This window comes from Marinobacterium aestuarii, from assembly GCF_001651805.1.
GTDB classification, from domain to species: Bacteria; Pseudomonadota; Gammaproteobacteria; order Pseudomonadales; family Balneatricaceae; genus Marinobacterium_A; species Marinobacterium_A aestuarii.
In genome coordinates this window covers 4333059-4354732 of the sequence record NZ_CP015839.1, presented here as the reverse complement: position 1 = coordinate 4354732, position 21674 = coordinate 4333059, and the positions used below count along the sequence as shown (strand labels likewise).

The 21674-nt window shown below is 58.3% G+C and carries 17 protein-coding genes; 15 read left to right on the top strand and 2 right to left on the bottom strand.

Going from position 1 to position 21674, the window contains the following annotated elements; all coding sequences use genetic code 11:
* Positions 1-7 precede the first annotated feature (7 nt).
* Together ansA and A8C75_RS19040 are read right to left on the bottom strand one after the other, a co-directional pair.
* Positions 8-1018 carry an asparaginase gene (gene ansA, locus A8C75_RS19045; protein WP_067385898.1) on the bottom strand — a complete coding sequence of 337 codons (1011 nt, stop codon included), beginning with the start codon at positions 1016-1018 and terminating at the stop codon, positions 8-10.
* A gap of 96 nt (positions 1019-1114) precedes the next feature.
* Complete coding sequence (locus A8C75_RS19040; RefSeq protein WP_067385896.1) at positions 1115-1747, bottom strand: ankyrin repeat domain-containing protein; 633 nt, start codon at positions 1745-1747, stop codon at positions 1115-1117.
* Between the two features lie 106 nt (positions 1748-1853).
* On the opposite strand from A8C75_RS19040, the gene A8C75_RS19035 reads away from it, so the two are divergent.
* The 15 genes from A8C75_RS19035 (at position 1854) to A8C75_RS18965 (ending at position 21660) form a co-directional block, all read left to right on the top strand.
* On the top strand, positions 1854-2789 hold the full coding sequence (locus A8C75_RS19035; protein WP_067293903.1) for a LysR family transcriptional regulator: 936 nt from the start codon (positions 1854-1856) through the stop codon (positions 2787-2789).
* Between the two features lie 363 nt (positions 2790-3152).
* The gene (locus tag A8C75_RS19030) at positions 3153-4205 is read left to right on the top strand and encodes a LacI family DNA-binding transcriptional regulator (RefSeq protein WP_067385895.1); all 1053 of its coding nucleotides are present in this window, start codon (positions 3153-3155) and stop codon (positions 4203-4205) included.
* Positions 4206-4616: 411 nt separating this feature from the next.
* The gene (locus A8C75_RS19025; protein WP_067385892.1) at positions 4617-5663 is read left to right on the top strand and encodes a type 2 periplasmic-binding domain-containing protein; all 1047 of its coding nucleotides are present in this window, start codon (positions 4617-4619) and stop codon (positions 5661-5663) included.
* 127 nt (positions 5664-5790) lie between these two features.
* The gene (locus A8C75_RS19020) at positions 5791-6234 is read left to right on the top strand and encodes a tripartite tricarboxylate transporter TctB family protein (RefSeq protein ID WP_067385891.1); all 444 of its coding nucleotides are present in this window, start codon (positions 5791-5793) and stop codon (positions 6232-6234) included.
* An 18-nt stretch (positions 6235-6252) separates the two neighbouring features.
* A complete protein-coding gene (locus A8C75_RS19015; RefSeq protein ID WP_067385889.1) occupies positions 6253-7764 on the top strand; it encodes a tripartite tricarboxylate transporter permease in 1512 nt (503 codons plus the stop codon).
* Positions 7765-7827: 63 nt separating this feature from the next.
* Positions 7828-9405, top strand: coding sequence for a galactarate dehydratase (gene garD, locus A8C75_RS19010; RefSeq protein ID WP_067385888.1), 1578 nt, complete (start codon positions 7828-7830; stop codon positions 9403-9405).
* A gap of 332 nt (positions 9406-9737) precedes the next feature.
* On the top strand, positions 9738-10649 hold the full coding sequence (kdgD, locus tag A8C75_RS19005; protein WP_067385887.1) for a 5-dehydro-4-deoxyglucarate dehydratase: 912 nt from the start codon (positions 9738-9740) through the stop codon (positions 10647-10649).
* A gap of 75 nt (positions 10650-10724) precedes the next feature.
* Positions 10725-12050 carry an enolase C-terminal domain-like protein gene (locus A8C75_RS19000; RefSeq protein WP_067385886.1) on the top strand — a complete coding sequence of 442 codons (1326 nt, stop codon included), beginning with the start codon at positions 10725-10727 and terminating at the stop codon, positions 12048-12050.
* Between the two features lie 59 nt (positions 12051-12109).
* Entirely contained in the window at positions 12110-12874 is a 765-nt protein-coding gene (locus tag A8C75_RS18995; RefSeq protein WP_067385884.1) for a FadR/GntR family transcriptional regulator, read from the top strand.
* A 136-nt stretch (positions 12875-13010) separates the two neighbouring features.
* Complete coding sequence (locus tag A8C75_RS18990) at positions 13011-14588, top strand: aldehyde dehydrogenase (NADP(+)) (RefSeq protein ID WP_067385881.1); 1578 nt, start codon at positions 13011-13013, stop codon at positions 14586-14588.
* Positions 14589-14791: 203 nt separating this feature from the next.
* Positions 14792-15742, top strand: a complete 951-nt coding sequence (locus A8C75_RS18985) for an AEC family transporter (protein WP_067385879.1) — start codon at positions 14792-14794, stop codon at positions 15740-15742.
* Between the two features lie 849 nt (positions 15743-16591).
* Entirely contained in the window at positions 16592-18064 is a 1473-nt protein-coding gene (locus tag A8C75_RS18980; protein WP_227819967.1) for an ABC transporter substrate-binding protein, read from the top strand.
* Positions 18065-18158: 94 nt separating this feature from the next.
* Positions 18159-19073: an ABC transporter permease gene (locus A8C75_RS18975; protein ID WP_067385875.1), complete on the top strand. Its 915-nt coding sequence runs from the start codon at positions 18159-18161 to the stop codon at positions 19071-19073.
* Between the two features lie 3 nt (positions 19074-19076).
* Positions 19077-20021 (top strand): ABC transporter permease, encoded by a 945-nt coding sequence (locus tag A8C75_RS18970; RefSeq protein WP_227819966.1) that lies wholly within the window; start codon positions 19077-19079, stop codon positions 20019-20021.
* Positions 20011-21660 (top strand): ABC transporter ATP-binding protein, encoded by a 1650-nt coding sequence (locus A8C75_RS18965; RefSeq protein WP_067385871.1) that lies wholly within the window; start codon positions 20011-20013, stop codon positions 21658-21660. Before A8C75_RS18970 ends, A8C75_RS18965 begins: the two co-directional genes overlap by 11 nt.
* The last annotated feature ends 14 nt before the right edge of the window (positions 21661-21674 follow it).

Here is a 21674-nt window from a genome sequence, read left to right as displayed (position 1 = left end):
TGCTGGATCAGCTTTGCTCGCCACAGATGGATGTTTGCATCAGCTCGCGTATCCGTATGGGCGACTCCCCGGTGGCGACAAGAAAATGCAGCTTGGTGAAGGCCGCCTCTACGGTGAGATCGCTGCCCGGCACTACGCCTATATCATTCAGCTTGCCACCGGTGGCATAGGCGCCCTGGCTGACCTTGCCCTGCAGGCACTGGGTCAGGTTGACTACCACCTGGCCTCGGGCCGAGGCCTGTTCCAGTGCCTGCATCAGTTCACGGTTTTCATCGGGCGGGTTGCCGACGCCAAAACTGCGGATCAGCAGCCCCTTGAGTTGCGAATCCTCCAGCAGCTGGGCGGCGATGCGCCCCGGCATGCCGGGATACAGATGCAGCAGCGAGACGGCGCCGGGGTCGAAATGCGGTGCTTCAAAGCGCGGTGCGCCGCGTTCGAGTAGCAGGTGTTCCTGCAGCTCTATATGGATGCCGGCCTGGCCAAGCCAGGGGCAGTTGGGCGTATCGAAGGCATCGAATCCAGTCGCGCGCAGCTTGCAGGCGCGGTTGCCCCGCAGCAGTCGGCCATTGAAGTAAATGCAGACTTCGGGCACCGCATAATTACCGGCCAGAATCAGCGCCGTGATGAGGTTGTCCAGGGCATCGTTGCGTGGCTCGATCAGCGGAATCTGTGAGCCGGTCAGGATCACCGGCTTGTCCAGACCCTGCAGGATGAACGACAGCGCGGACGCCGTGTAGGCCATGGTATCGGTGCCGTGCAGCACCACGAAACCCTTGTAGTCGTCGTAATGCTCCATCAGGGTTTTGCCCAGGCGGGTCCAGTCGGATGGCTGGATGTTGGAGCTATCGATCAGCTGGGCGAATTCCAGTATTTCAAAATGCGGCAGGTTCTGTTGCGCCTGCTTGCTGAGCTTTTGCTGCAGCAGTTCGTTAAAACCCGGCACCGGGACATAGCCCTGATCCGAGGGGTGCATGCCGATAGTGCCGCCGGTGTGAATGATCAGAACTTTTGATTTCATTATTGTTGGCCTTGGGCGGTCTGGATGTGGGCGGCTAGCAGCCTGTCGGGCTTGGTCGCGGTAGATCAGTGTTCAGTCCGACAGGCTGCCGGGGTTTCAGGCGCCGAGAAATTGCTGGCGGATGCGGTAATCCTGCTGGCAGCGCTGGGCATAGCGCTGCGTCTCCTCGCTGATGTCTGCTGTGAGGCTGTCCGGCAAGAGGGCGCCTGAGTGAATCAGAAACTGGATCAGCTCGCGTCTGTCGCTGCGCAACGCCAGCAGCAGGATGCTGTCTCCAGCGCCATCCAGGCTATCGATGCGGGCTCCGGCTTCCAGCAGGCGACTGAGGTGCAGCATCAGCCGGACCGGTTCGCAGTGCGCAAAGCTGGCGTGCAACAAGGGCGTACCGGCATCATTAATGCTGTTGGGGTCGGCACCTGCGCGCAGGAGGGCTGCGAGCAACTCCAGGCTTTTGCCCGCCAGGCCATGGGTTGTCAGGCTGCGCCAGCTCAGTGGCAGGCCCTGGGCGCCGACGGCATTGGCATCGCAGCCTGCATTTAGCAGCAGCGTCAGCAGTTTGGGACTTTGTGCGTCTATCGCCAGTTCCGTTGCCAGGTGGCCGCTATCCACAGGCTCTGACAGCAGCGCCGGGGTTGCCTTGCGCAGCAGCTTGGCCAGGCCATCGGCATCATCGCGTTCGATTGCCTGGGCCAGCCGGGTAGCGGGGGAGCCGGTAAATAGCTTGAGCATATCTATTCAATCTCTGGGCACAGTGGCATCTATTTTGGCATTTATTCTGGTGTCTAGTCGTTTAGAATCATAGGTTCTGGAATAATTCATTACGCAGGAGCGGCGGATGCCGGCGCAGATATCCCTGGATGCACTCAAGGTGCTGGATGCCATCGATCGTCACGGCAGTTTTGCCGCCGCCGCTGAAGCGCTGTTTCGGGTGCCCTCGGCCATCACCTATACGGTGCAGAAACTCGAGGAAGAGCACCGCATCAAGGTGTTTGAAAAGCGCGGCCGGCGCATGGTGCTGACGCCGGTGGGGCGCATGCTGTTGCAGCATGGGCGACAGATTCTGCAGGCCACCGAGTCGCTGTCCGAGATGGCGCAGCGTATGGCCCATGGCTGGGAAGCGCAGCTGACCATTGCCATCAATGCGCTCTTTCCGGTTGAAGTGATCTATCCCCTGGTGAAACGCTTTCAGCAGGTACAGCCCGATATTCACATATTGCTGCGCTACGAAACCCTGGCGGGTACCTGGGACTGCCTGCACGATGGCCGCGCTGATCTGGTGATAGGCGCGCCGGGCCTGCCGCCTGAGGGGCGCTCCTACGATCTGCTGCCGCTGCCACTGATGACGGACAACGCCTTCTGCTATGTGGCGGCACCGGAGCATCCGGTCTGTCAGCTGGAACAGCCGGTCAAGCGGGAGTCACTGCGTCGCTTCACCTCGGTGGTCATTCCCGACAGCTCCCGCCGCCTGCCGGCCCTGACCTATGGTCTGCTGGAAAGTCAGCCGCGCATTTTTGTGCCGGATACCGATGCCAAGCTCAAGGCCCATCTGGCAGGCCTGGGTATCGGTTTTCTGCCGCGCTTTCGTGCCGCGCCCTACCTGGCACGGGGGGAGCTGGTGGAGATCGAGGTTGATATCACGCGCACCGACCATACCCATCACCTGGCCTGGCACAGCAGTAACCAGGGCCGAGCACTGCACTGGTTTATCGATGCGCTGCGTGAAGAAAATCCCTTCGCTGAAATGATGGAGCAGGGTCAGGCACTGCGTTAGACGGGACTGCGGTATACGGCGCCCTGGATGAGCTGTTCTCATCCAGGCCCTCCCTGTTGCATGTCTGGTTGTATCCGCTATTGGTGCCTTGTACTCGTGAATGGCACTGGCATCATTTTGTGCTCCCTTCGCGGCCGTGTCCGGCCATTCCTGATAGAGGTAAGAGGGGTGTGCATCTTATTTTGTACGATGTATGATTATTTGCGGTCATAGTGCCGCTACATTACCGATGTAGCCAAGACATACCGGTGGACAGGCTTGCTATTGAGGCTGGCACCGAGGTTTGAGCACTTTGCGCCACACTAGTTTGGTGGTGCTTTGAGCCCTGTTTTCTTTAGCCAAAACCTGCCTGACACCTCCCCCATGCCCAGACGATCCATAGAGAAAGCTCCTGAAGCCCCGCTTGATAAAACCCGTCCGACATCGGGCTTAACACTTATCGATGTGGCCAAAGTGGCCGGCGTTTCCCCGATTACCGTATCCCGGGCGTTGAACCGACCGGAGCTGGTGTCTGATCTGACGCTGGAGAAGGTTCGGCGTGCCGTGGCACTGGTCGGCTATATCCCCAATATGCAGGCAGGCGGGCTGGCCAGCAAGCAGAGCAAGCTGGTCGCCGTTTTCGTTCCCACCATTGCGCATTCTATTTTCTCTGACATGGTTCAGGCGCTCATGGATCAGCTTGGCGAGGCCGGTTACCAATCTATCCTCGGGGTGACCGGGTACTCGCTGGAGAAGGAAGAGTCATTGCTGGGCGCGATATTGGGACGTCGACCTGATGGCATTGTACTGATGGGGACTGAGCACTCTGCGCTGACTCGCCAGCGGCTCGTCTCATCCGGTATACCCGTGGTCGAGACATGGGATTTTTGTGAAGACCCTATTGATATCCTTGTTGGATTTTCCCACGAAGCCGTCGGCAAGGCCGTCGCGGGGCACTTGCATGACAAGGGGTACCGGCGTTTTTCTGTCGTATCTGCAAGTGATGCTCGCGGGATCAAGCGTTGCAAGGGGCTTGTGAGCGAGTTGAGTGAGAGGGGTATCACGGAGGTTCCCCAGGTGATCTTTACGCCACCGGCAACGCTTAAAGAAGGGCGAGCAGGGCTGAGTCAGTTATTTTCTGCAGGCTCAAATCCTGAAGTCGTCGTGTGCAGTTCGGATACGGTCGCGCAAGGGGTGCTGGCTGAAGCCGCCTCACGCGGCCTCAGGGTTCCGGAAGATCTTGCCGTCATGGGGTTCGGCGATATGGGCAGTGCGGCGCAACTCTATCCCGCCCTGTCTTCGGTCAGACTGGATGGCGAACGCGTCGGGGGCTTGATTGCAAAGGTGCTGCTGGAGCGGTTTCGAAACCAGGGTGATCAACAGACCCAGGTGCGTATCGATACGGGCTTCACATTGATCGATCGAGTCAGTGCATGATGGTGTGGGGATGCGTCAATGCATGGAAGGTGGCGCCATCAGGTTGATGCCTGTCTGGCTTTTCGCTCGCAGGGGCCAGCAGAAAGGCCAACAGAATCGAATCCGTATCTGCGATACCCGCGACCTCTTCTGATTACGACACCACTGGGCATGACCCGGCGCTGCTGTCTGTCTGAAGCACGGGCCCGCAAAGCGTGGGGGCTCAGTTGTCGATCAGCAAATAATGATTGCGCAATCATATGTATGATGTATGATTAATTGGGTCTGCTGCAGGGCTGGATCTTTACCGAAAATTCCGGTAGCTGTCTGTCCTGCGTAACAGTCGAATGAGCGGGTAAGCAACGATGGGCGTTCATCGTGGTGAGCGCTGACTTGTCCGAGACAAAACGGGTCATACAGGAATAATAAGATATGAAAGGTTTAGTATTAGGTTTACGTCTGAGCTTATGCGCGCTCACGGCAACGCTGGCTGCGCAGAGTTTTGCGGCCGATATTCCGTCGAATATCCGCGTTGTCATCGGCTCCAAGTCCACCGGTGGTGACACCTACCAGTCCAGCAGCATTGTGGCTGAGGCTCTGTCGGCCAAGCTGGGTGCCAACTTCAAGGTCGATGCAACCGGTGCGCCTTCGGCGTACAAGGCCGTGGAGCGTGACCGCAGCGCCGATGGCAGCACCATCATGGTGTTCCACGACCAGGCCTATCTGGGCGTGCTCTATGAGCAGAAAGGCTACTCAGACCTGTTTGAGAATTACCGTGTGGGGCCGACCTTCGCCATCAATCCGGGCAATGCCTACCTGGTCAGCAAGAACTCACCGTACCAGAGCGTGGATCAGATCATCGATGCGGCGGGCAGCGGCACGACTGTACGCGTAGCTATTCAGCCGGGCGGGGTTTCGGAGATCGGTTACAGCGCGCTGAAAAATGCGGTCAAGCTGAAATACCCGGGTAAGGAAGGCAACCTCACGCCGGTCAATACGGGCTCCCAGGATTCCAAGAACCAGGCAATGTTTGACGGTCTGGCCGATGTCATCAACGGCAGTGTGCAGTCGAACGAGCAGTACACCCGTTTGCCTGCGGACGACCAGAAAGCGATGAGCTTTGTCTGGCTGACCGCGCGTGAGCAGACCATCCAGCAGGCCCACGAGGAAGGTATGGGTAAGACCAGCCGCAATGATCTGCTGAGCTTCGTCGAACCTAACGTCAAGGTGCCGATGGAAGAAGGTCAGGACTTCACCTTCGACAAGGAGTTCTTCTTTATCTACAACAAGGATATCGATCCTGCCTTCGTTGCCGCGATCGACAAGGCGCTGGGCGAGATTTACGCCGAAGGCAAAATCCAGGAAGTGCAGAAGAAATCCTTCTTCATTCCGAACTTCAAGCCCTCCAGCGAAGCTCAGATCTACCTGAAAGAGAAAAACGACCGTATCTCCAAGGTGATCAAGGCCATCAACGGCTAAGGTCCAGGCGGGCGACAGCAATACCAGAGCCGTTCGCATTCAGAGCGGCTCTTCTTCCCCATGACGGGGGTGGTGGCCGCTATATGCTAGTAGGGCCATTACCCTCACTTAACCGTTCGGTGCAGTTATGAGCCAGACACTCACTTCGTTGCTCGAGGTCTCGATCGACTTCGATCAATCGCATCTGTTTTTTCCGAGGCTTGTACTCGGTTTGCTGGCCGGGATGCTGGTACTGATTGTTGCGCTCAATTATGGGCGCCTTGTTGAGATCGTCAGGACGCGGGGCGCAGGCCTGGCGTTCTTTGAAGAAAACGCCGACAAGTTCCGCCTTTTCAGTACCCTGGCGCTGGTGGTGGCGTACTTTATAGCCATGGATTATGTCGGGCAGCTCTTTCCCAATACGGGGCTCGGGTTCCTGTTCAGCTCCATGGCGTTCATGTTTTCCCTGTCTCTGGTGTATGTCCATGAAGTGACGCGCCGGGTGCTGCTGGTTATTAGCGCCAATGCACTGATTGCGCCGCTCGTGGCCTGGTACGTACTGGGCACGCTGTTCAATATCACCTTGCCGTAACGCCCCGGAGTCACTGCGATGGATTTTATTTCCCTGTTATCTCCCGAATATTTTCTGCTGGCGGCTGCGGGCTCGCTGGTGGGTATTATTTTTGGTGCCATTCCGGGCATGACCGCCACCATGGCGGTCGCCGTCTGCCTGCCGCTGACCTATTCACTGGGGCTGCATGAAGGCCTGGCGCTGCTGCTGGGGCTCTATGTGGGTGGCATATCGGGTGGCCTGGTGCCGGCGATTCTGCTGAATATTCCCGGTACGCCCTCGTCCATTACGACCACCTTCGATGGTCACCCCATGGCCAAGCGGGGCGAGGCGGAGCGGGCGCTGAAGATCTGCATTGTCTCGTCGCTGGTGGGCGGGCTCTTCAGTGCCGTGATTCTGTTCCTGTTTGCGCCGGTGCTGTCCGATTTTGCGATCAAGTTCTCCTATGTGGAGAAGTTCCTGATTATCTTCTTTGCGCTGACGGTGATTGCGTCGCTCTCCAAGAACATGCTGATCGGCATCTTCAGCGGCCTGATCGGCGTATTTCTCAGTCTGATCGGTACCTACGATGTGGGTGTCGGTGGCAATGGCGAATACCGCCTGATGGCCGACTTCATGGTGCCTTACCTGGAAGAGGGCTTTGCGCTGTTGCCGGTGCTGATCGGCCTGTTTGGTCTGGCGACCATCTTTCAGGAGGCCGAGAAGGGCATCAAGGAAGAGCACGGCGCGAATCGCATTCAGCTGGAAAATGGCACGCCCTTCAAACTCGATGTGTTTCGTGGCCAGTGGGTCAATTTGCTCCGTTCGTCGTCCATCGGCACCTTTGTCGGCATGCTGCCGGGTATCGGTGGCAGTGCGGCTTCGGTGCTGGCCTATACGCAGCAGAAAAACTTCTCCAAGGATCCGTCGAAAATGGGCAAGGGCGCCCCCGAGGGGCTGATCGCGTCCGAGTCGTCCAACAACGCCCTGACCGGCGGTGCCCTGATACCGCTGCTGTCCCTGGGCATTCCCGGCGACAGTACTACGGCGGTGCTGATCGGAGCATTCACCCTGCAGGGGCTGCAGGTCGGGCCTTTGTTCATCGCTGAAAACCTGGATACCTGGTATTCGATGATGATCGGTCTGGTGTTTGCCAACCTGGTGATGTTCGGGGTCATGTTCTTTGCCATCAAGCATATTGCCAAGGTCGTGATGGTGCCCAAGTACATCCTCTATCCGATCATCATCATGATGTGTGTGGTCGGCGCCTATGCGATCAACTACGGCATCATGTTCGATGTCTGGACGCTGCTGATCTTCGGCCTGGTGGGCTTTGTGGCGCAGAAAATCGGTATCGAGGTCGCACCGCTGGTCATCGGTTTTATCCTGGGCGGCTCGGCCGAGGTGTACTTCGTCAAGAGTCTGGAGTCCTTCGGCACCCTGAGTATCTTCTTTACCAAGAGTCCGATCGCGATTGTGCTCTGGTTGATGATTCTGGCTTCAGTGCTGTTTTCTGTCTTTCTGGCGCTCAAGGCGCGGCGCGACAACAAGGCCCGGCTTGCTGAAGTCTGATTTTTCCTCTGGCCTGGCGGGGCGCAACGCCCCGGCAGGCACTTCGATCTGTTTGAGGGTGCCATGAATACACCAAACGAAACCGCTATCACCATTCGCATGCACGAGGCCGACAATGTGGTCATCGTTGCCAATGCCGGTGGTCTGAAAGCCGGAACCTTGCTGGATGAGGGTACGCGGCTGCTGGACGATGTACCCCTGGGTCACAAGGTGGCGCTGTGTGATATCGCGGCCGAAAGCACCGTTGTGCGTTACGGCGAAGTGATTGGCTATGCGCTGGAGCCTATAGCCCGCGGCCGCTGGATCAACGAAAGCATGGTGCGCATGCCGGATGCACGCCTGCTGAGCGAGCTGTCCACCGAGGTGCGGCCGGCGCCTGAGCTGCCGCCATTGCAGGGCTATAGCTTTGAGGGCTATCGCAATGCCGATGGCACCGTTGGCACCAAGAACGTGCTGGCACTCTCGACCAGCGTGCAGTGCGTGGCCGGTGTTACCGATCACGTGGTGCGCCGGATCAAGCAGGAGCTGCTGCCGCGTTACCCCAATGTTGACGATGTTGTGGCCCTGAATCACAGCTACGGCTGCGGCGTGGCGATCAATGCCCCGGCGGCCATAGTGCCGATTCGCACGCTGCAGAATATAGCCCGCAACCCCAATTTCGGCGGTGAAGTGATGGTGATTGGCCTGGGCTGCGAGAAGCTGCTGCCCACACGCTTGATCCCGGAGGAGCAGGTGTTGCGCCTGGCTGAAAACGCCGCCGAGGCCACCGAAATCCGACCGTCGCCGATCCTGAGTCTGCAGGACGAGGCCTTTAACGGCTTTGGCGAGATGGTGGACGGTATTCTGCAACTGGCTGAATACCATCTGGAAAAACTTAATAGGCGCACCCGCGAAACCTGCCCGGCCTCGGAGCTGGTAGTGGGCATGCAGTGCGGCGGCAGTGATGCCTTCTCCGGCGTTACCGCCAATCCGGCGCTGGGCTTTGCCGCCGATCTGATCGTGCGGGCCGGCGGTACCGTGATGTTCTCCGAGGTCACCGAGGTGCGCGATGCGATTCATCTGCTGACCTCCCGCGCCAAGAGCCCGGAGGTGGCCCAGGCGCTGATTGACCAGATGGACTGGTATGACAACTACCTGAGCCTGGGGCAGGTGGATCGCAGTGCCAATACGACGCCTGGCAACAAGAAGGGCGGCTTGAGCAATATCGTCGAGAAGGCGCTGGGTTCCATTATCAAGTCGGGTACCAGCGCTATTGTCGATGTGGTGGAGCCGGGTGAGCGGGTCCGCAAGCGCGGCCTGAATTTCGCCGCGACCCCGGCCAGCGACTTTATCTGCGGCACGCTGCAGCTGGCCGCCGGGATGAACCTGCAGGTCTTCACCACCGGGCGGGGCACCCCCTATGGCCTGTCGATGGCGCCGGTCATCAAGGTCTCTACCAACAAGACCCTGAGCCGCCGCTGGCACGACCTGATTGACCTTGATGCCGGACGTATCGCCACCGGGGAGGCCACCATCGAGGATGTGGGCTGGGAGCTGTTCCACCTGATCCTGGAGGTGGCCAGCGGCCGTCAATTGGTTGCAGCCGACCGCCTGGGGCTGCACAACGATCTGGTGCTGTTTAACCCTGCCCCTGTGACCTGAGGCCGGCACCTTGCCTTTCGAGGCTGTTGTACGCAGGCCTTGAGTGCCGTGGCGCGTGGGCTGTAGATGCTCTGCTGTCCGGCTTTTCCTGCGGTTTTCAATGCTCGGTATTTTGTACGCGAATCAGTCGATTTAAGGCTTGCGCCTTTAAAAGTATGATGTATGATGAATGACGATTAAGGCGCGCTTTGGCGGCCTTGTGGCTTAACCGGGTGCTGGCCACGACTCCCGCCGCTGCAGCCTGCAGTTCGGGGGCAGGTTGCTCTGCCCTGGTTTGGATGACTTTGCTGAAGGCCCTGCTGCGGCTTTAATGAATGATGAGGATCAACACAATGGCGTTATCTGTAGAACGTATCCGTCAGTCCCTGAGCGATGGTCTGCTCTCCTTCCCGATTACTGATCTGGATGCCAACGGCAAGTTTGATGCTGCAACATACCGTGAACGTATCGAATGGTTCGTGCAGCAGGGTGTATCCAGTGTCTTTGTCGCCGGTGGTACCGGGGAGTTCTTTTCGCTGTCCATGGATGAGTACAAAAACATCTGCCAGATAGCGGTTGATACAGTGGCGGGTCGTGTTCCCGTGATCGCCAGTGCCGGCAAGAGCATTCCGGAAGCACAGGCCTACTGCAAGGCGGCTGAAGCAGCCGGTATCGACGGCATTCTGCTGATGCCCCCGTACCTGACCGAATGCCCGGCGGATGGTGTGGTTGAATACGCCAAGACCGTGATCAACAGCACCAAGCTGCAGGTGGTTTACTACAACCGCGGCAATGGCGTGCTGGATGCCGAAAGCGTCAAGCTGCTGGCCGGGGCCTGTCCGAACCTGGTAGGCCTCAAAGACGGTGTCGGTGATATAGCCGCACTGAATGACACCATCAAGACCGTGGGCGACCGCCTGGTGTACATCGGTGGTGTACCGACCGCCGAAATTTTTGCCGAAGCCTACCTGTCGATCGGTGTAAACACCTATTCGTCGGCGGTGTTCAACTTTATGCCCGAGATGACCATGAAGTTCTACAACGCCCTGCGTGGCGGTGATCAGGCTACGGTCACGGCCATCATCAAGAATTTCTTTATTCCGTTCTGCCGTCTGCGTGATCGCAAGAAAGGCTATGCCGTCAGCCTGATCAAGGCCGGTGCCGACATCGTTGGGCGTCCTGCCGGCGATGTGCGCGCACCGCTGACCATGCCGAGCGCGGCGGAGAAGGAAGAGTTGGCCGCTCTTATCAGCGCCTGCCGCTAAACCCAGGCACCCCGGAGGCTGGGTGACAGCGTAAATGCTGTTATCTGGCCGCTGGTTTACGAATGAGGAGACACTATGTTCACCACCATTAAAAAAATGACCGTGGTGCCGGTCGCCGGTTACGACGGCTTTCTGCTGAATCTCAGTGGTGGTCATGCGCCCTGGTTTATCCGCAGCGTGGTGATTCTGGAAGATACCGCGGGCCGTATCGGTCTGGGCGAAGTGCCGGCCACCCAGGGTATCCTGAATACGCTGGAAAAATGCCGCGAGCTGGTGGAAGGCCAGAGCGTGGGTCATTACAAGGCCATTATCAGTCGTGTGCGCCAGGCCACCTCGGGTCAGGCGGAAGATGTACGCGGCAACCAGACCTTCGACCTGCGCACCGCCGTGCATGTGATCACCGGTATTGAATCGGCATTGCTGGATCTGGCCGGCCAGGCGATGGATCTGCCCGTAGCGGATCTGCTGGGGCAGTTTGGCAAGCAGCGAGATGAAGTTGAAGTGCTGGGCTACCTGTTTTTGCTGGGCGATCCGAAGAAGACGGATTTACCCTACCCAGTCTGCGACAAGCCGCAGGACGACTGGGATCGGGTGCGTACCCAGGAGGCGCTGACGCCCGAGGCTGTTGCCAGCCTGGCCAAGGCGGCTTACGCCCGTTACGGCTTTCGTGACTTCAAACTCAAGGGCGGGGTGCTGGATGGCCGGCAGGAGGCCGAGTGCATCGCGGCCCTGTACGATGTTTTCCCCGACGCACGCCTGACGCTGGACCCTAACGGTGCCTGGACGCTGAAACAGGCGGTCGAATACCTGACGCCCATCAAGCACATGCTCAGCTACGCCGAAGATCCCTGCGGTCAGGAAGGCGCCTGGTCGGGCCGTGAAATCATGTCGGAATTCAAGCGCCAGACGGGCCTGAAGACCGCCACCAACATGATTGCCACCGACTGGCAGCAGCTGCGCAATGCCGTGCGTCTGGACTCTGTTGATATTCCGCTGGCGGACTGCCATTTCTGGACCATGCAGGGCGCCGTCGCCGTGGGCGAGCTGTGCCACGAGTGGGGTCTGACCTGGGGTTCGCACAGCAACAACCATTTCGATATTTCCCTGGCCATGATGACCCATGTTGCCGCGGCCTGCCCGGGTGAGATCACCGCGATCGATAGCCACTGGATCTGGCAGGACGGACAGCGCATAACCCGCGAGCCGCTGCAGATTCGCGACGGCAAGCTGCGGGTGCCGCAAAAGCCGGGTTTGGGGATCGAGCTGGACAGAGCCAAGCTGGAAGAGGCACACAGGCTCTATAAAAGCCTCGACGTCGGTCAGCGCGACGATGCCATGGCCATGCAATACCTGATTCCTGGCTGGCAATTCGATGCCAAGAAACCGTCGCTTGTCCGTTAGCGGATGAATCGGGGATAATAAGGCGATACTTCTTTCCTTGAATGACACCGGATATAGCTATGACCATGCAAAAGCCAGCAGGCGGCAGTGACACTTTTCAGATTGAACCCGTGCGTCAGCGTGGCAGTCTGTCGAGCCACGTGGCCGAACAGCTGGAAAAAATGGTCACCCAGGGGCACATCGATATCGGCCAGAAACTGCCGACCGAAGGTAATCTCTGTGAAATGTTCGGTGTCAGTCGTACCGTTATTCGTGAAGCTATCACGCAGCTGAAGTCACTCGGTCTCGTCGAGACCAAGAGGGGCGTAGGCACCACCGTCGTGCGTAATGTGTTGGCGGAGACTTTTTACGCCCACACCATCAATCCAACCGCGATCGAGGATATCCTGCATATCCTGGAACTGCGTCTGGTAGTGGAAGCCGCAGCGGCGGAATTCGCCGCCCTGCGGCGTGATGACGACGATATGGTACGGCTGGAAAACAGCCTGAACGCCTTTCACGAGGCACGTGCCCAGCACAAGCAGGCGCGAAAAGAAGATTATGAGTTTCACCTCAGTATCGCCATTGCCAGTAAAAACCCGTTTATTCAGAGTTTTTACGAGCAGTTCAACAAGAACATTATCCCCAGAACAAAAATCATTAACGCCAATATCGACCCTGTAGCTTCAGATACTTATCTGAGGCGGGTGGAAGATGAGCACGTGGAAATATTCGAGGCCATAAAGGCTCAGAATGGCGAGGCGGCGCGTGCGGCAATGCATCAGCATTTATTCCGCGCATTTCATTTGTACGAGAAGTACAAAAAAAACCAGTCGTTCGACTGAATATTTAAAGTTTCGGCGGGGTGGAAAACACCCTGCAGTAATGCCTGCTGCCATCTTTTACCGGCGATTTAATTGCTTGCTGGGGTGTATCCGTGCATCCGCGGGGGCGCCCATCGACAATCTCAAGGGGATAATTATGCAGATTAAAGGTGAAATGCTGATCGGAGCCCGTGCTGTACGCGGCCAGGGTCGTGTGATCCGGGGTATCAACCCGGCGACCGGTGAGGCGCTGGAGCCGGCCTTTGCCGGCGGCGCTCAGGCTGACGTCGACCAGGCCTGCGCGCTGGCGGCTGAGGCGTTCGATAGCTTCCGTGAAACCGGGCTTGAGGCACGTGCTGCTTTCCTCGAAACCATTGCCGAAAACATACTGGCGCTGGGCGACGATCTGATTGTGCGTGCCATGGCCGAATCCGGCCTGCCGCGGGCTCGGCTTGAAGGTGAGCGTGGTCGTACTATGGGTCAGCTGCGGCTGTTTGCCGCCGTTGTGCGCTCCGGCAACTGGCTGGATGTTCGCCTTGATCCTGCCATGCCTGAACGTGCGCCCTTGCCCCGTGCCGACCTGCGTCAGCGCCAGATTGCGCTGGGCCCTGTGGCGGTGTTCGGTGCCAGCAACTTCCCGCTGGCGTTCTCGGTGGCAGGGGGGGATACGGCTTCTGCCCTGGCGGCCGGTTGCCCGGTGGTGGTGAAGGCGCACTCGGCGCACCCTGGTACTTCCGAGCTGGTGGGGCGTGCGATTCAGCAGGCAGTGGCCGACGCAGGACTGCCCGAGGGCGTGTTCTCGCTGCTGTTTGGCTCCGGTACCGAAGTCGGTGCCAACCTGGTAGCCCATCCCGCCATCAAGGCGGTGGGCTTTACCGGTTCGCGCAGCGGCGGTACCGCGCTGATGCAGATCGCCGCCAACAGGCCCGAGCCAATTCCGGTCTATGCCGAAATGAGCAGCATTAACCCGGTGTTCCTGCTGCCGGCGGCGCTGGCAGCCCGCGGCGAGTCCATCGCCAAGGGGTTCGTGGGGTCGCTGGCGATGGGAGCGGGGCAGTTCTGTACCAACCCTGGGCTGGTGATTGCACAGGAAGGCGCCGCGCTGGATGCCTTCGTGCAAACCGCTGCTACGGCGCTGGCCGAGGTCGCAGCCCAGACCATGCTGACGCCCGGTATCCACCAGGCCTACAGCCAGGGCACGGATCAGCTGCAGCAGCACGCTGCGGTAAACCAGGCCGGCGTCGGTATTGCGGCCGCAGGGCCGAACCAGTGTCAGGCCGGGCTTTATGTCACCAGTGCCGAGGCCTTTCTGGCGGATGAACGTCTGGCGGAGGAGATCTTTGGCGCCAGTTCGCTGTTGATCAAGTGCCGCAGCACCGATGAGTTTGCCCGCGTGGCGGAGCATCTGGAAGGTCAGCTGACCGCAACCTTGCTGCTGGATGAAGCCGATACCGAGCTGGCTCGCGGCCTGCTGCCGGTGCTGGAACGCAAGGCGGGCCGCATTCTGTGCAATGGCTACCCGACCGGTGTCGAAGTGTGCCAGGCCATGGTACACGGCGGGCCTTTCCCTGCGACCTCCGATAGCCGCACCACCTCGGTGGGCAGTGCCGCGATCCTGCGTTTCCTGCGCCCGGTCTGCTACCAGGATCTGCCACCAGCGCTGCTGCCAGAGGCTCTGCAGGATAGCAACCCGCTGGGCGTGCGCCGTCTGCTGGACGGTCGCAATGGCGGCTGAGGTGCCGGCTGTTTTGCGGCAGGCTCTGCGGCATAGTTGCGCAAAGGTGGTCGGTTAATAGCGTTTGCACGGTGCTATAGATCAGCCACGAAAAAGGCCTCGCAAATGCGGGGCCTTTTTGTCGGTGCCGTCCGACGCTGGATATACAAAGCGCATTCAGACCTGCTTGCATACTGCGAACAGAGCCAAGGAGCAGGTGCCCGATGGAAACGTCCTTTACCCTATTGAGTCAGATTTTCGCCGTTACAGGTCCCGTGTTTATCATGGTGCTGGTGGGCATGCTGCTGAAGAAAATCGACCTGATCGATGATGCCTTTATCAATACCGCCTCGACCCTGACCTTCAGGGCCACCATGCCGACGCTGCTGTTTCTGGGCATTATCAAGGCGGACCTGGCGACGGCGCTGCAACCGAGACTCATCGGCTATTTTTGCCTGGCAACCCTGCTGAGCTTTGCCGGGGCCTGGCTCTGGTCGTTGCGGTTTGTCGCCGGGGAGGATCGCGGTGTCTATGTGCAGGGAGCCTTTCGTGGCAACTGTGGCATTGTCAGTCTGGCGCTGGCCGCCAATCAGTACGGCGCCTATGGGCTGTCCACCGGCGGCGTGATGTCCGGGCTGGTGATAGTGCTGTTCAACATACTCTCGACCATAGTGTTATCCATTTACAGCAGCAGCTACGAGGCCAATCTGCGCACTGTGCTGCGGGATCTGGCGAAGAACCCGTTGATTATCAGTGTAGCGGCGGGGTTGCTGATGGCCTCGCTCGAGCTGTCGCTGCCGCCCTGGCTGATGGTGTCGGGGGAGTATTTTGGCTCGCTGACATTACCGCTGGCCCTGGTCTGCGTCGGGGGATCGCTGTCGCTGGAAGCGTTTCGAGACTCCGGGCGGGTTGCCGTCAGTGCCAGTCTGCTCAAGGTGCTCTGGCTGCCGCTGATTTTCACGGCGCTTGCCTGGGCATTGGGGTTTGAGGGCCGGGAACTGGGGCTGCTGTTTCTGTTTCTGGCGAGTCCCACTGCGGCGGTTAGCTATGTGATGGCGCGAACCAGTGGCAGCAACGCCCGCTTGGCCGCCAATATCATTGCGCTATCCACACTGCTGTCCGTCATTACCATCATGGTCGGGCTCTATCTGTTGCAATACTGGCAACTTATTTAGTTCTGCTTGCAGGGCAGTAGATATTTGTCATGCAGGCAAGCCGATTCCCTGCTCAGTGGCCTGGCATTTAACGATTAACCTGGCGTGCAAATAGGTTCCCTACCTATTTTCCCGTTATGTACAGGAAGCACTGTCCCTTCACTTTTGCTCCTGCAGCGTAACGGTTTCCGCCACCGTCTATTTAATCTAAGAAATGGACGCAGGTGGGCGGACGTGCTGGATTCTTGCGGGAGGGTAGGTGGCGTTCGCATTGGCCCCCTGGTTTCAACGAAAGGCCAATGGTGAAGTATGCATGCTTCATGTATTAACCTGGCGGATTGAACAGGTTTTTTACATGGATTAACCCACAGTTATTAATAATAGTATCGTTCAACGGCCCTTAATTTTTTGGGTTTTTTCGGCTACTGCTGTTCTTAATAATTCTTTTTAGTATATAAATATACTTATATATCAGAAGGTTATGTGTTTGTTAAGAATGATTTCCATTGTTTTAATTTATTGAGTCAAAGGCTTGTTATTATGGTTGTATGATGTAATATCTATTGGCGGGCAAGCGATATGAGCAACCCAACTTGGCCGGTAAAGCGTATCTCTGGTGGGTATGGCGACAGGGTTTATCAGCCATTAGGTGATTTTCCTGTTCTGCTGCCGGTCACTTTTTATTGTGTGAATTAATCTCGCTTAGCCGATGTTTTATTGATCGATTTACATGCATTTCCCGTTTCACTATTGAACAACCCGGACCTTGCCTTGCTGGAAAGGGCTGAACTGTGACAATAAGTTTTTATAAAAATAACTTGGGGGTTTCAAATGCGACACGTTTTTAAAACGATCATAGGCGCTTCACTTTTGAGTGCAGCTGTTTCTTCCGCATACGCCGCCGGTGAGCACGACGTGCGTATAGTGCTGAACGAAGAGCTCGATGTTGTTGAGCCCTGCATGGCAGCCAGATCCAATGTTGGCCGAGTTATTCTGCAGAATGTTAACGAGACGCTGACCGAGTTCGATGCCCAGCAGGGCGGTCTTAAGCCACGACTTGCGACGGCCTGGGAACAGGTAAACGAGTCCACCTGGCGTTTCAAGCTGCGCGAAGGCGTAAAGTTTCACAATGGCGAAGCCCTTGATGCCAACGATGTTAAATTTTCTCTCGAGCGCACCGCTGACAAGTCCATGATCTGTGAGGTTGGGGTCAAGTATTTCGGTGGCACCGAAATGACGATCAATGTTATCGATGACCAGACGCTGGAAGTCATGACATCGCCGGCGCAACCCATACTGCCGCTGCTGTTTTCTACCGTGCCCATAGTCCCGGACTCAACACCCCGCAATGAATTTACCCGCGCTCCGGTGGGTACCGGGCCCTATAGCTTTGCCCAGTGGAACGTAGGCCAGAACATTGTGCTTGAGCGTAATGGCAACTACTGGGGCGAGCAGCCTGTTGTGGATACGGCGACCTACCTGTTCCGCTCCGACTCTGCGGTGGCTGCCGCCATGGTTCAGACCGGTGAGGCGGATATAGTGCCGAATATTGCGGTCCAGGATGCGACCAACAAGGACACTGATTTCAGTTATCCCAACTCGGAAACGGCCCGCCTGCGCATTGACGTTCAGATCAGTCCGCTGGATGACCGGCGTGTGCGTGAAGCCTTGAATCTTGCCATCGACCGCCAGGCGCTGCGCGGATCCATTCTCAGCGCGGACGTGATCCCGGCCACTCAGCTGGTGGTGCCCACGACCAGCGGTTACAACAAGGATCTCCAGGTCTGGCCCTATGACCCCGAGCGGGCCAGGGCGTTGCTAGCCGCCGCCAAGGCTGACGGCGTGCCGGTTGATGCCGAAATCAAGATGATCGGCCGCACCAATGTGTACCCCAATGCGACCGAAGTGATGGAAGCGCTGATGGCCATGTTGCAGGACGCGGGCTTCAATGCATCGCTGCAGATGTACGATGTCGCGGAATGGAACGGGTTGTTTATCAAGCCCTTTCCTGAAAATCGCGGCCCGACGCTGCTGCAGGCTCAGCACGACAATGCCAAGGGCGATGCGGTCTTTACGGCCTACGGCAAATACCATTCCCAGGGTGGCCAGAGTGTACTGGACAGCGTCCGGGTGGATGCACTGATCGGGGAAGCGACAGCGGCGTCCGGTGACAACCGCACCAGCCTGTGGCAGCAGCTGTTTGCCGAAGTCAATGACACCATTATTGCGGATATTCCGCTCTTTCATATGGTGGGTTACACCCGAGTGAACCCGCGGCTTTCGTTCAAGCCAACCATTGCGACCAACAGTGAACTGCAACTTTCGCAGATTTCCTTCAAGTAATACCTCAGCCTGAAGGGGCCGCTCGGCGGCTCCTTCATAACGACAATGTATAGCCGTTGTGTCCTGTTCAGGGCATGCATGAGGAGGTTCTGCGATGAACTCATTTATCGGAAGACGCAGTCTGTCCAGCGGGATTTCCCTCATCGGGCTGATCGTGCTGATCTTTTTTCTCTCCCGTCTGACCGGGGACCCAACCGGGCTTTATTTGCCGCTGGATGCCTCGCTGGAAGCCCGGGACAATTTTCGTGTCGTTCATGGTCTCAATGATCCGCTGATTCAGCAATTCGGCCGCTACCTGGTTGATATCCTGCAATTCGACTTTGGCGATTCGATCCGCAAGGCGCGGCCGGCACTGGATGTGGTGCTCGAGGCCTTCCCCTGGACCTTGTGGCTTGCCGCGGTCACCATGATTTGTGTGACGATTGCCGCCATTGTGATCGGCTCCCTGGCGGCCTTTAACGTCGGCGGCCCCTTTGACCGCCTGTCCGGCATGCTGTCCCTGGCTGCGGCCAGTGCGCCTGATTTCTGGATCGCTATCCTCGGCATCTTTTTCTTTTCGGTGTATCTGGGCTGGGTGCCAACATCCGGTACCGGCACCCTCTGGCACTGGGTGCTGCCAGTGTCCGTGCTCTTTATTCGGCCCTTCGGGCTCATCCTGCAGGTCGTGCGGGGATCCATGATCAACGCGCTTTCCTCCGCCTACGTCAAGACCGCCCGGGCTAAGGGCGTGCGCGAACGCAGCATCATCTTCGTGCATGCACTGCGCAACGCCATGCTTCCGGTAGTGACAGTCATTGGTGATCAGGCGGCCGGCATGCTTAACGGCGCGGTGGTCGTGGAAACCATTTTCGGCTTTCCGGGCATCGGCAAGCTGATGATTGACAGCATTCTGCAACGGGATTTTGCCGTTGTGCTGGCGGCCATCATGGTGACTGCCCTGGCCATCTTTCTTATGAACCTTCTGATCGATCTGCTTTATGCAGTGCTCGATCCCCGGATCAGGTACTGAGCCATGGTTACTTCTATTCTAAAGTGCGCACAGGCCCCTGCAACGGTACTGGCTGCGCCCCGGCACCCGGCCGCGGCCATGTTGCGGATGCTCTGGGCCGACAAGTTCGCGCTGGTTGCGGCAATCTTCCTGCTGTTTGCGGTGCTCTGTTCCGTTTTCGGCGCCGGATTTATGGAAGAGGCTGCCACCAAGCTGAATCTGCGCGGCCGCAATGCCCCTCCGTTTGATCTGGAGCAAGGCTGGCTGTTTATTCTGGGCGCTGACTCGCTGGGACGCAGCATTCTGGCCCGTATCGTCGTTGCGTCACAGAACACCCTGCTGATTGCGGCGGCGTCGGTTGTGTTCGCCATGCTGGTGGGGGGCACGCTTGGGCTGATCGCGGGCTATTCGGGGCGTCGTCTGAGCGATGCGATCATGCGTTTGGCCGATGTGATCATGAGCTTTCCGTCGCTGTTACTGGCGGTGATCGTGCTCTACATGCTGGAGCCGAGCATCACCAATCTGGTTTTTGTGCTGGCGATTACCCGCATCCCTATTTATCTGCGCACCACCCGCGCCGAAGTACTGGAGATCCGTGAGCGGATGTTTATCCAGGCGGCTCAGGTCATGGGGGCCTCTTCGGCCCGCATCATACTGCGGCATATTCTGCCGATCGTCGTGCCAACACTGGTAACGATCGGCACGCTGGACTTCGCATTCGTGATGCTGGCCGAGTCCTCGCTGAGCTTTCTGGGAATCGGTATTCAACCGCCGGAGATTACCTGGGGACTGATGATCGCGCAGGGCCGCGCCTATCTGAATCAGGCCTGGTGGCTGGCGTTCTGGCCAGGCATCGCCATCATTCTGACCACCATGTCGCTGAACCTGTTATCAGGCTGGCTGCGCATCGCGCTGGATCCATTGCAGCGCTGGAGACTGGAAATGGGAGCTAACAACAATGCCAACTGAATCAGCGCACGTGCTTGAGGTAAAGGACCTGGCTGTTGAATTTCATACGGTACAGGGGCGGGTCAAGGCGGTACGGGATGTCAGCTTTTATCTCGATCGTGGCGAGACGCTGGCGATCCTGGGCGAGAGTGGCTCAGGCAAGAGTGTCTCAGCATCCGCCATCATGAATCTTATCGATACGCCGCCTGGCTATATTACCCAGGGCTCCATTCAGTACCGCGGTCAGGATCTGTTGGGTATGAGTGCCGCGAAGCGGCGCGAAATAAATGGCTGCAAGATCGCGATGATCTTCCAGGACCCGCTGGCACACCTTAACCCGGTGTACCCGGTGGGCTGGCAGATCGCCGAGTTGCTGCGGGCCCACGGCGTTGACAAGGCCACCGCCAATGCCAAGGCGCTGGAATTGATGCAGCGCGTAGGTCTGCCCAATGCAGAAGAGCGCTTTGATGCCTATCCGCATCAGTTTTCCGGTGGCCAGCGTCAGCGCCTGATGATCGCCATGGCGCTGGGTCTTGAGCCGGACATTCTTATTGCCGATGAGCCGACCACGGCGCTGGATGTCACCGTGCAGGCACAGATTCTGGAACTGCTGCAGCAACTCCAGGCTGAAACGGGCATGGGATTGCTGCTCATTACCCATGATCTTGGGGTTGTCGCGGATATCGCCGACCGGGTGGTGGTCATGAATGGCGGCGAGATTGTGGAAGCGGGTAGTACTCGCGATGTGTTCAAACATCCGCGCCACCCGTACACGCAGAAGCTGATTGCCGCCGCGCCTGGGAAGGGCGAGCTGCACACAGGGGCGCCGCTGGATACAAACCAAACGCCGCTGCTGCAGGTGGACAATGTCGTTAAGTATTATGGCGGCCTGAAAGCGCTGAAAGGTGCCAGTTTCAACCTTATGCCGGGTGAAACCCTGGCCATTGTCGGTGAGTCCGGTTCCGGCAAGTCCACCCTGGCACGCACGCTGCTTCGGCTGGAAGAGCCCAACAGCGGGCGCGCGCTATACAAGGGCCGGGACCTGTTCGCGATGTCGCCCGCTGAGCTGTTTGAAATAAGGCGCGAGATCCAGATGGTGTTTCAGGATCCGACCCAGTCACTCAATCCGCGCATGCGGGTGGAGCAGCTGATCTCCGAGGCCTGGGCCATTCACCCTGACCTGCTGCCCCGGGCGCAGTGGTCTGAGCGGGTCGCCCAACTGCTGGTGCAGGTGGGGCTTCTGCCGGAGCACGCGCAGCGCTATCCACATCAGTTCTCCGGTGGCCAGCGTCAGCGTATCGCTATCGCCAGGGCGCTGGCCATGAGCCCTGAACTGATTATCTGCGATGAGGCGGTCTCCGCGCTGGATGTGTCGATCCAGGCCCAGGTCGTTGAGCTGCTGGATGATCTGCGGCGCAACCTTAACCTCTCTTATATCTTTATCGCCCATGACCTGCCGGTGGTACGGGACTTTGCCGACCGGGTCATAGTGATGCAGAACGGTGAAATCGTCGAAATCGGCACGGTGGAGCAGATATTCAATAACCCGCAGCAGGCTTATACCCGCGATCTGCTGGCCGCGAGCCTGGAGGCGGACCCCGATATTCAGGCCGAACGCCGGGCAGAGCGTGCCGCCACCCGTGCGACCTGTGCCGTGTAACCCCGCGTTGTCCC

Coding starts and splice junctions, on each gene's coding strand:
- ansA (WP_067385898.1), bottom strand. CDS start 1,018: ATGAAATCAAAAGTTCTGATCATTCACACCGGCGGCACTATCGGCATG.
- A8C75_RS19040 (WP_067385896.1), bottom strand. CDS start 1,747: ATGCTCAAGCTATTTACCGGCTCCCCCGCTACCCGGCTGGCCCAGGCA.
- A8C75_RS19035 (WP_067293903.1), top strand. CDS start 1,854: ATGCCGGCGCAGATATCCCTGGATGCACTCAAGGTGCTGGATGCCATC.
- A8C75_RS19030 (WP_067385895.1), top strand. CDS start 3,153: ATGCCCAGACGATCCATAGAGAAAGCTCCTGAAGCCCCGCTTGATAAA.
- A8C75_RS19025 (WP_067385892.1), top strand. CDS start 4,617: ATGAAAGGTTTAGTATTAGGTTTACGTCTGAGCTTATGCGCGCTCACG.
- A8C75_RS19020 (WP_067385891.1), top strand. CDS start 5,791: ATGAGCCAGACACTCACTTCGTTGCTCGAGGTCTCGATCGACTTCGAT.
- A8C75_RS19015 (WP_067385889.1), top strand. CDS start 6,253: ATGGATTTTATTTCCCTGTTATCTCCCGAATATTTTCTGCTGGCGGCT.
- garD (WP_067385888.1), top strand. CDS start 7,828: ATGAATACACCAAACGAAACCGCTATCACCATTCGCATGCACGAGGCC.
- kdgD (WP_067385887.1), top strand. CDS start 9,738: ATGGCGTTATCTGTAGAACGTATCCGTCAGTCCCTGAGCGATGGTCTG.
- A8C75_RS19000 (WP_067385886.1), top strand. CDS start 10,725: ATGTTCACCACCATTAAAAAAATGACCGTGGTGCCGGTCGCCGGTTAC.
- A8C75_RS18995 (WP_067385884.1), top strand. CDS start 12,110: ATGACCATGCAAAAGCCAGCAGGCGGCAGTGACACTTTTCAGATTGAA.
- A8C75_RS18990 (WP_067385881.1), top strand. CDS start 13,011: ATGCAGATTAAAGGTGAAATGCTGATCGGAGCCCGTGCTGTACGCGGC.
- A8C75_RS18985 (WP_067385879.1), top strand. CDS start 14,792: ATGGAAACGTCCTTTACCCTATTGAGTCAGATTTTCGCCGTTACAGGT.
- A8C75_RS18975 (WP_067385875.1), top strand. CDS start 18,159: ATGAACTCATTTATCGGAAGACGCAGTCTGTCCAGCGGGATTTCCCTC.
- A8C75_RS18970 (WP_227819966.1), top strand. CDS start 19,077: ATGGTTACTTCTATTCTAAAGTGCGCACAGGCCCCTGCAACGGTACTG.
- A8C75_RS18965 (WP_067385871.1), top strand. CDS start 20,011: ATGCCAACTGAATCAGCGCACGTGCTTGAGGTAAAGGACCTGGCTGTT.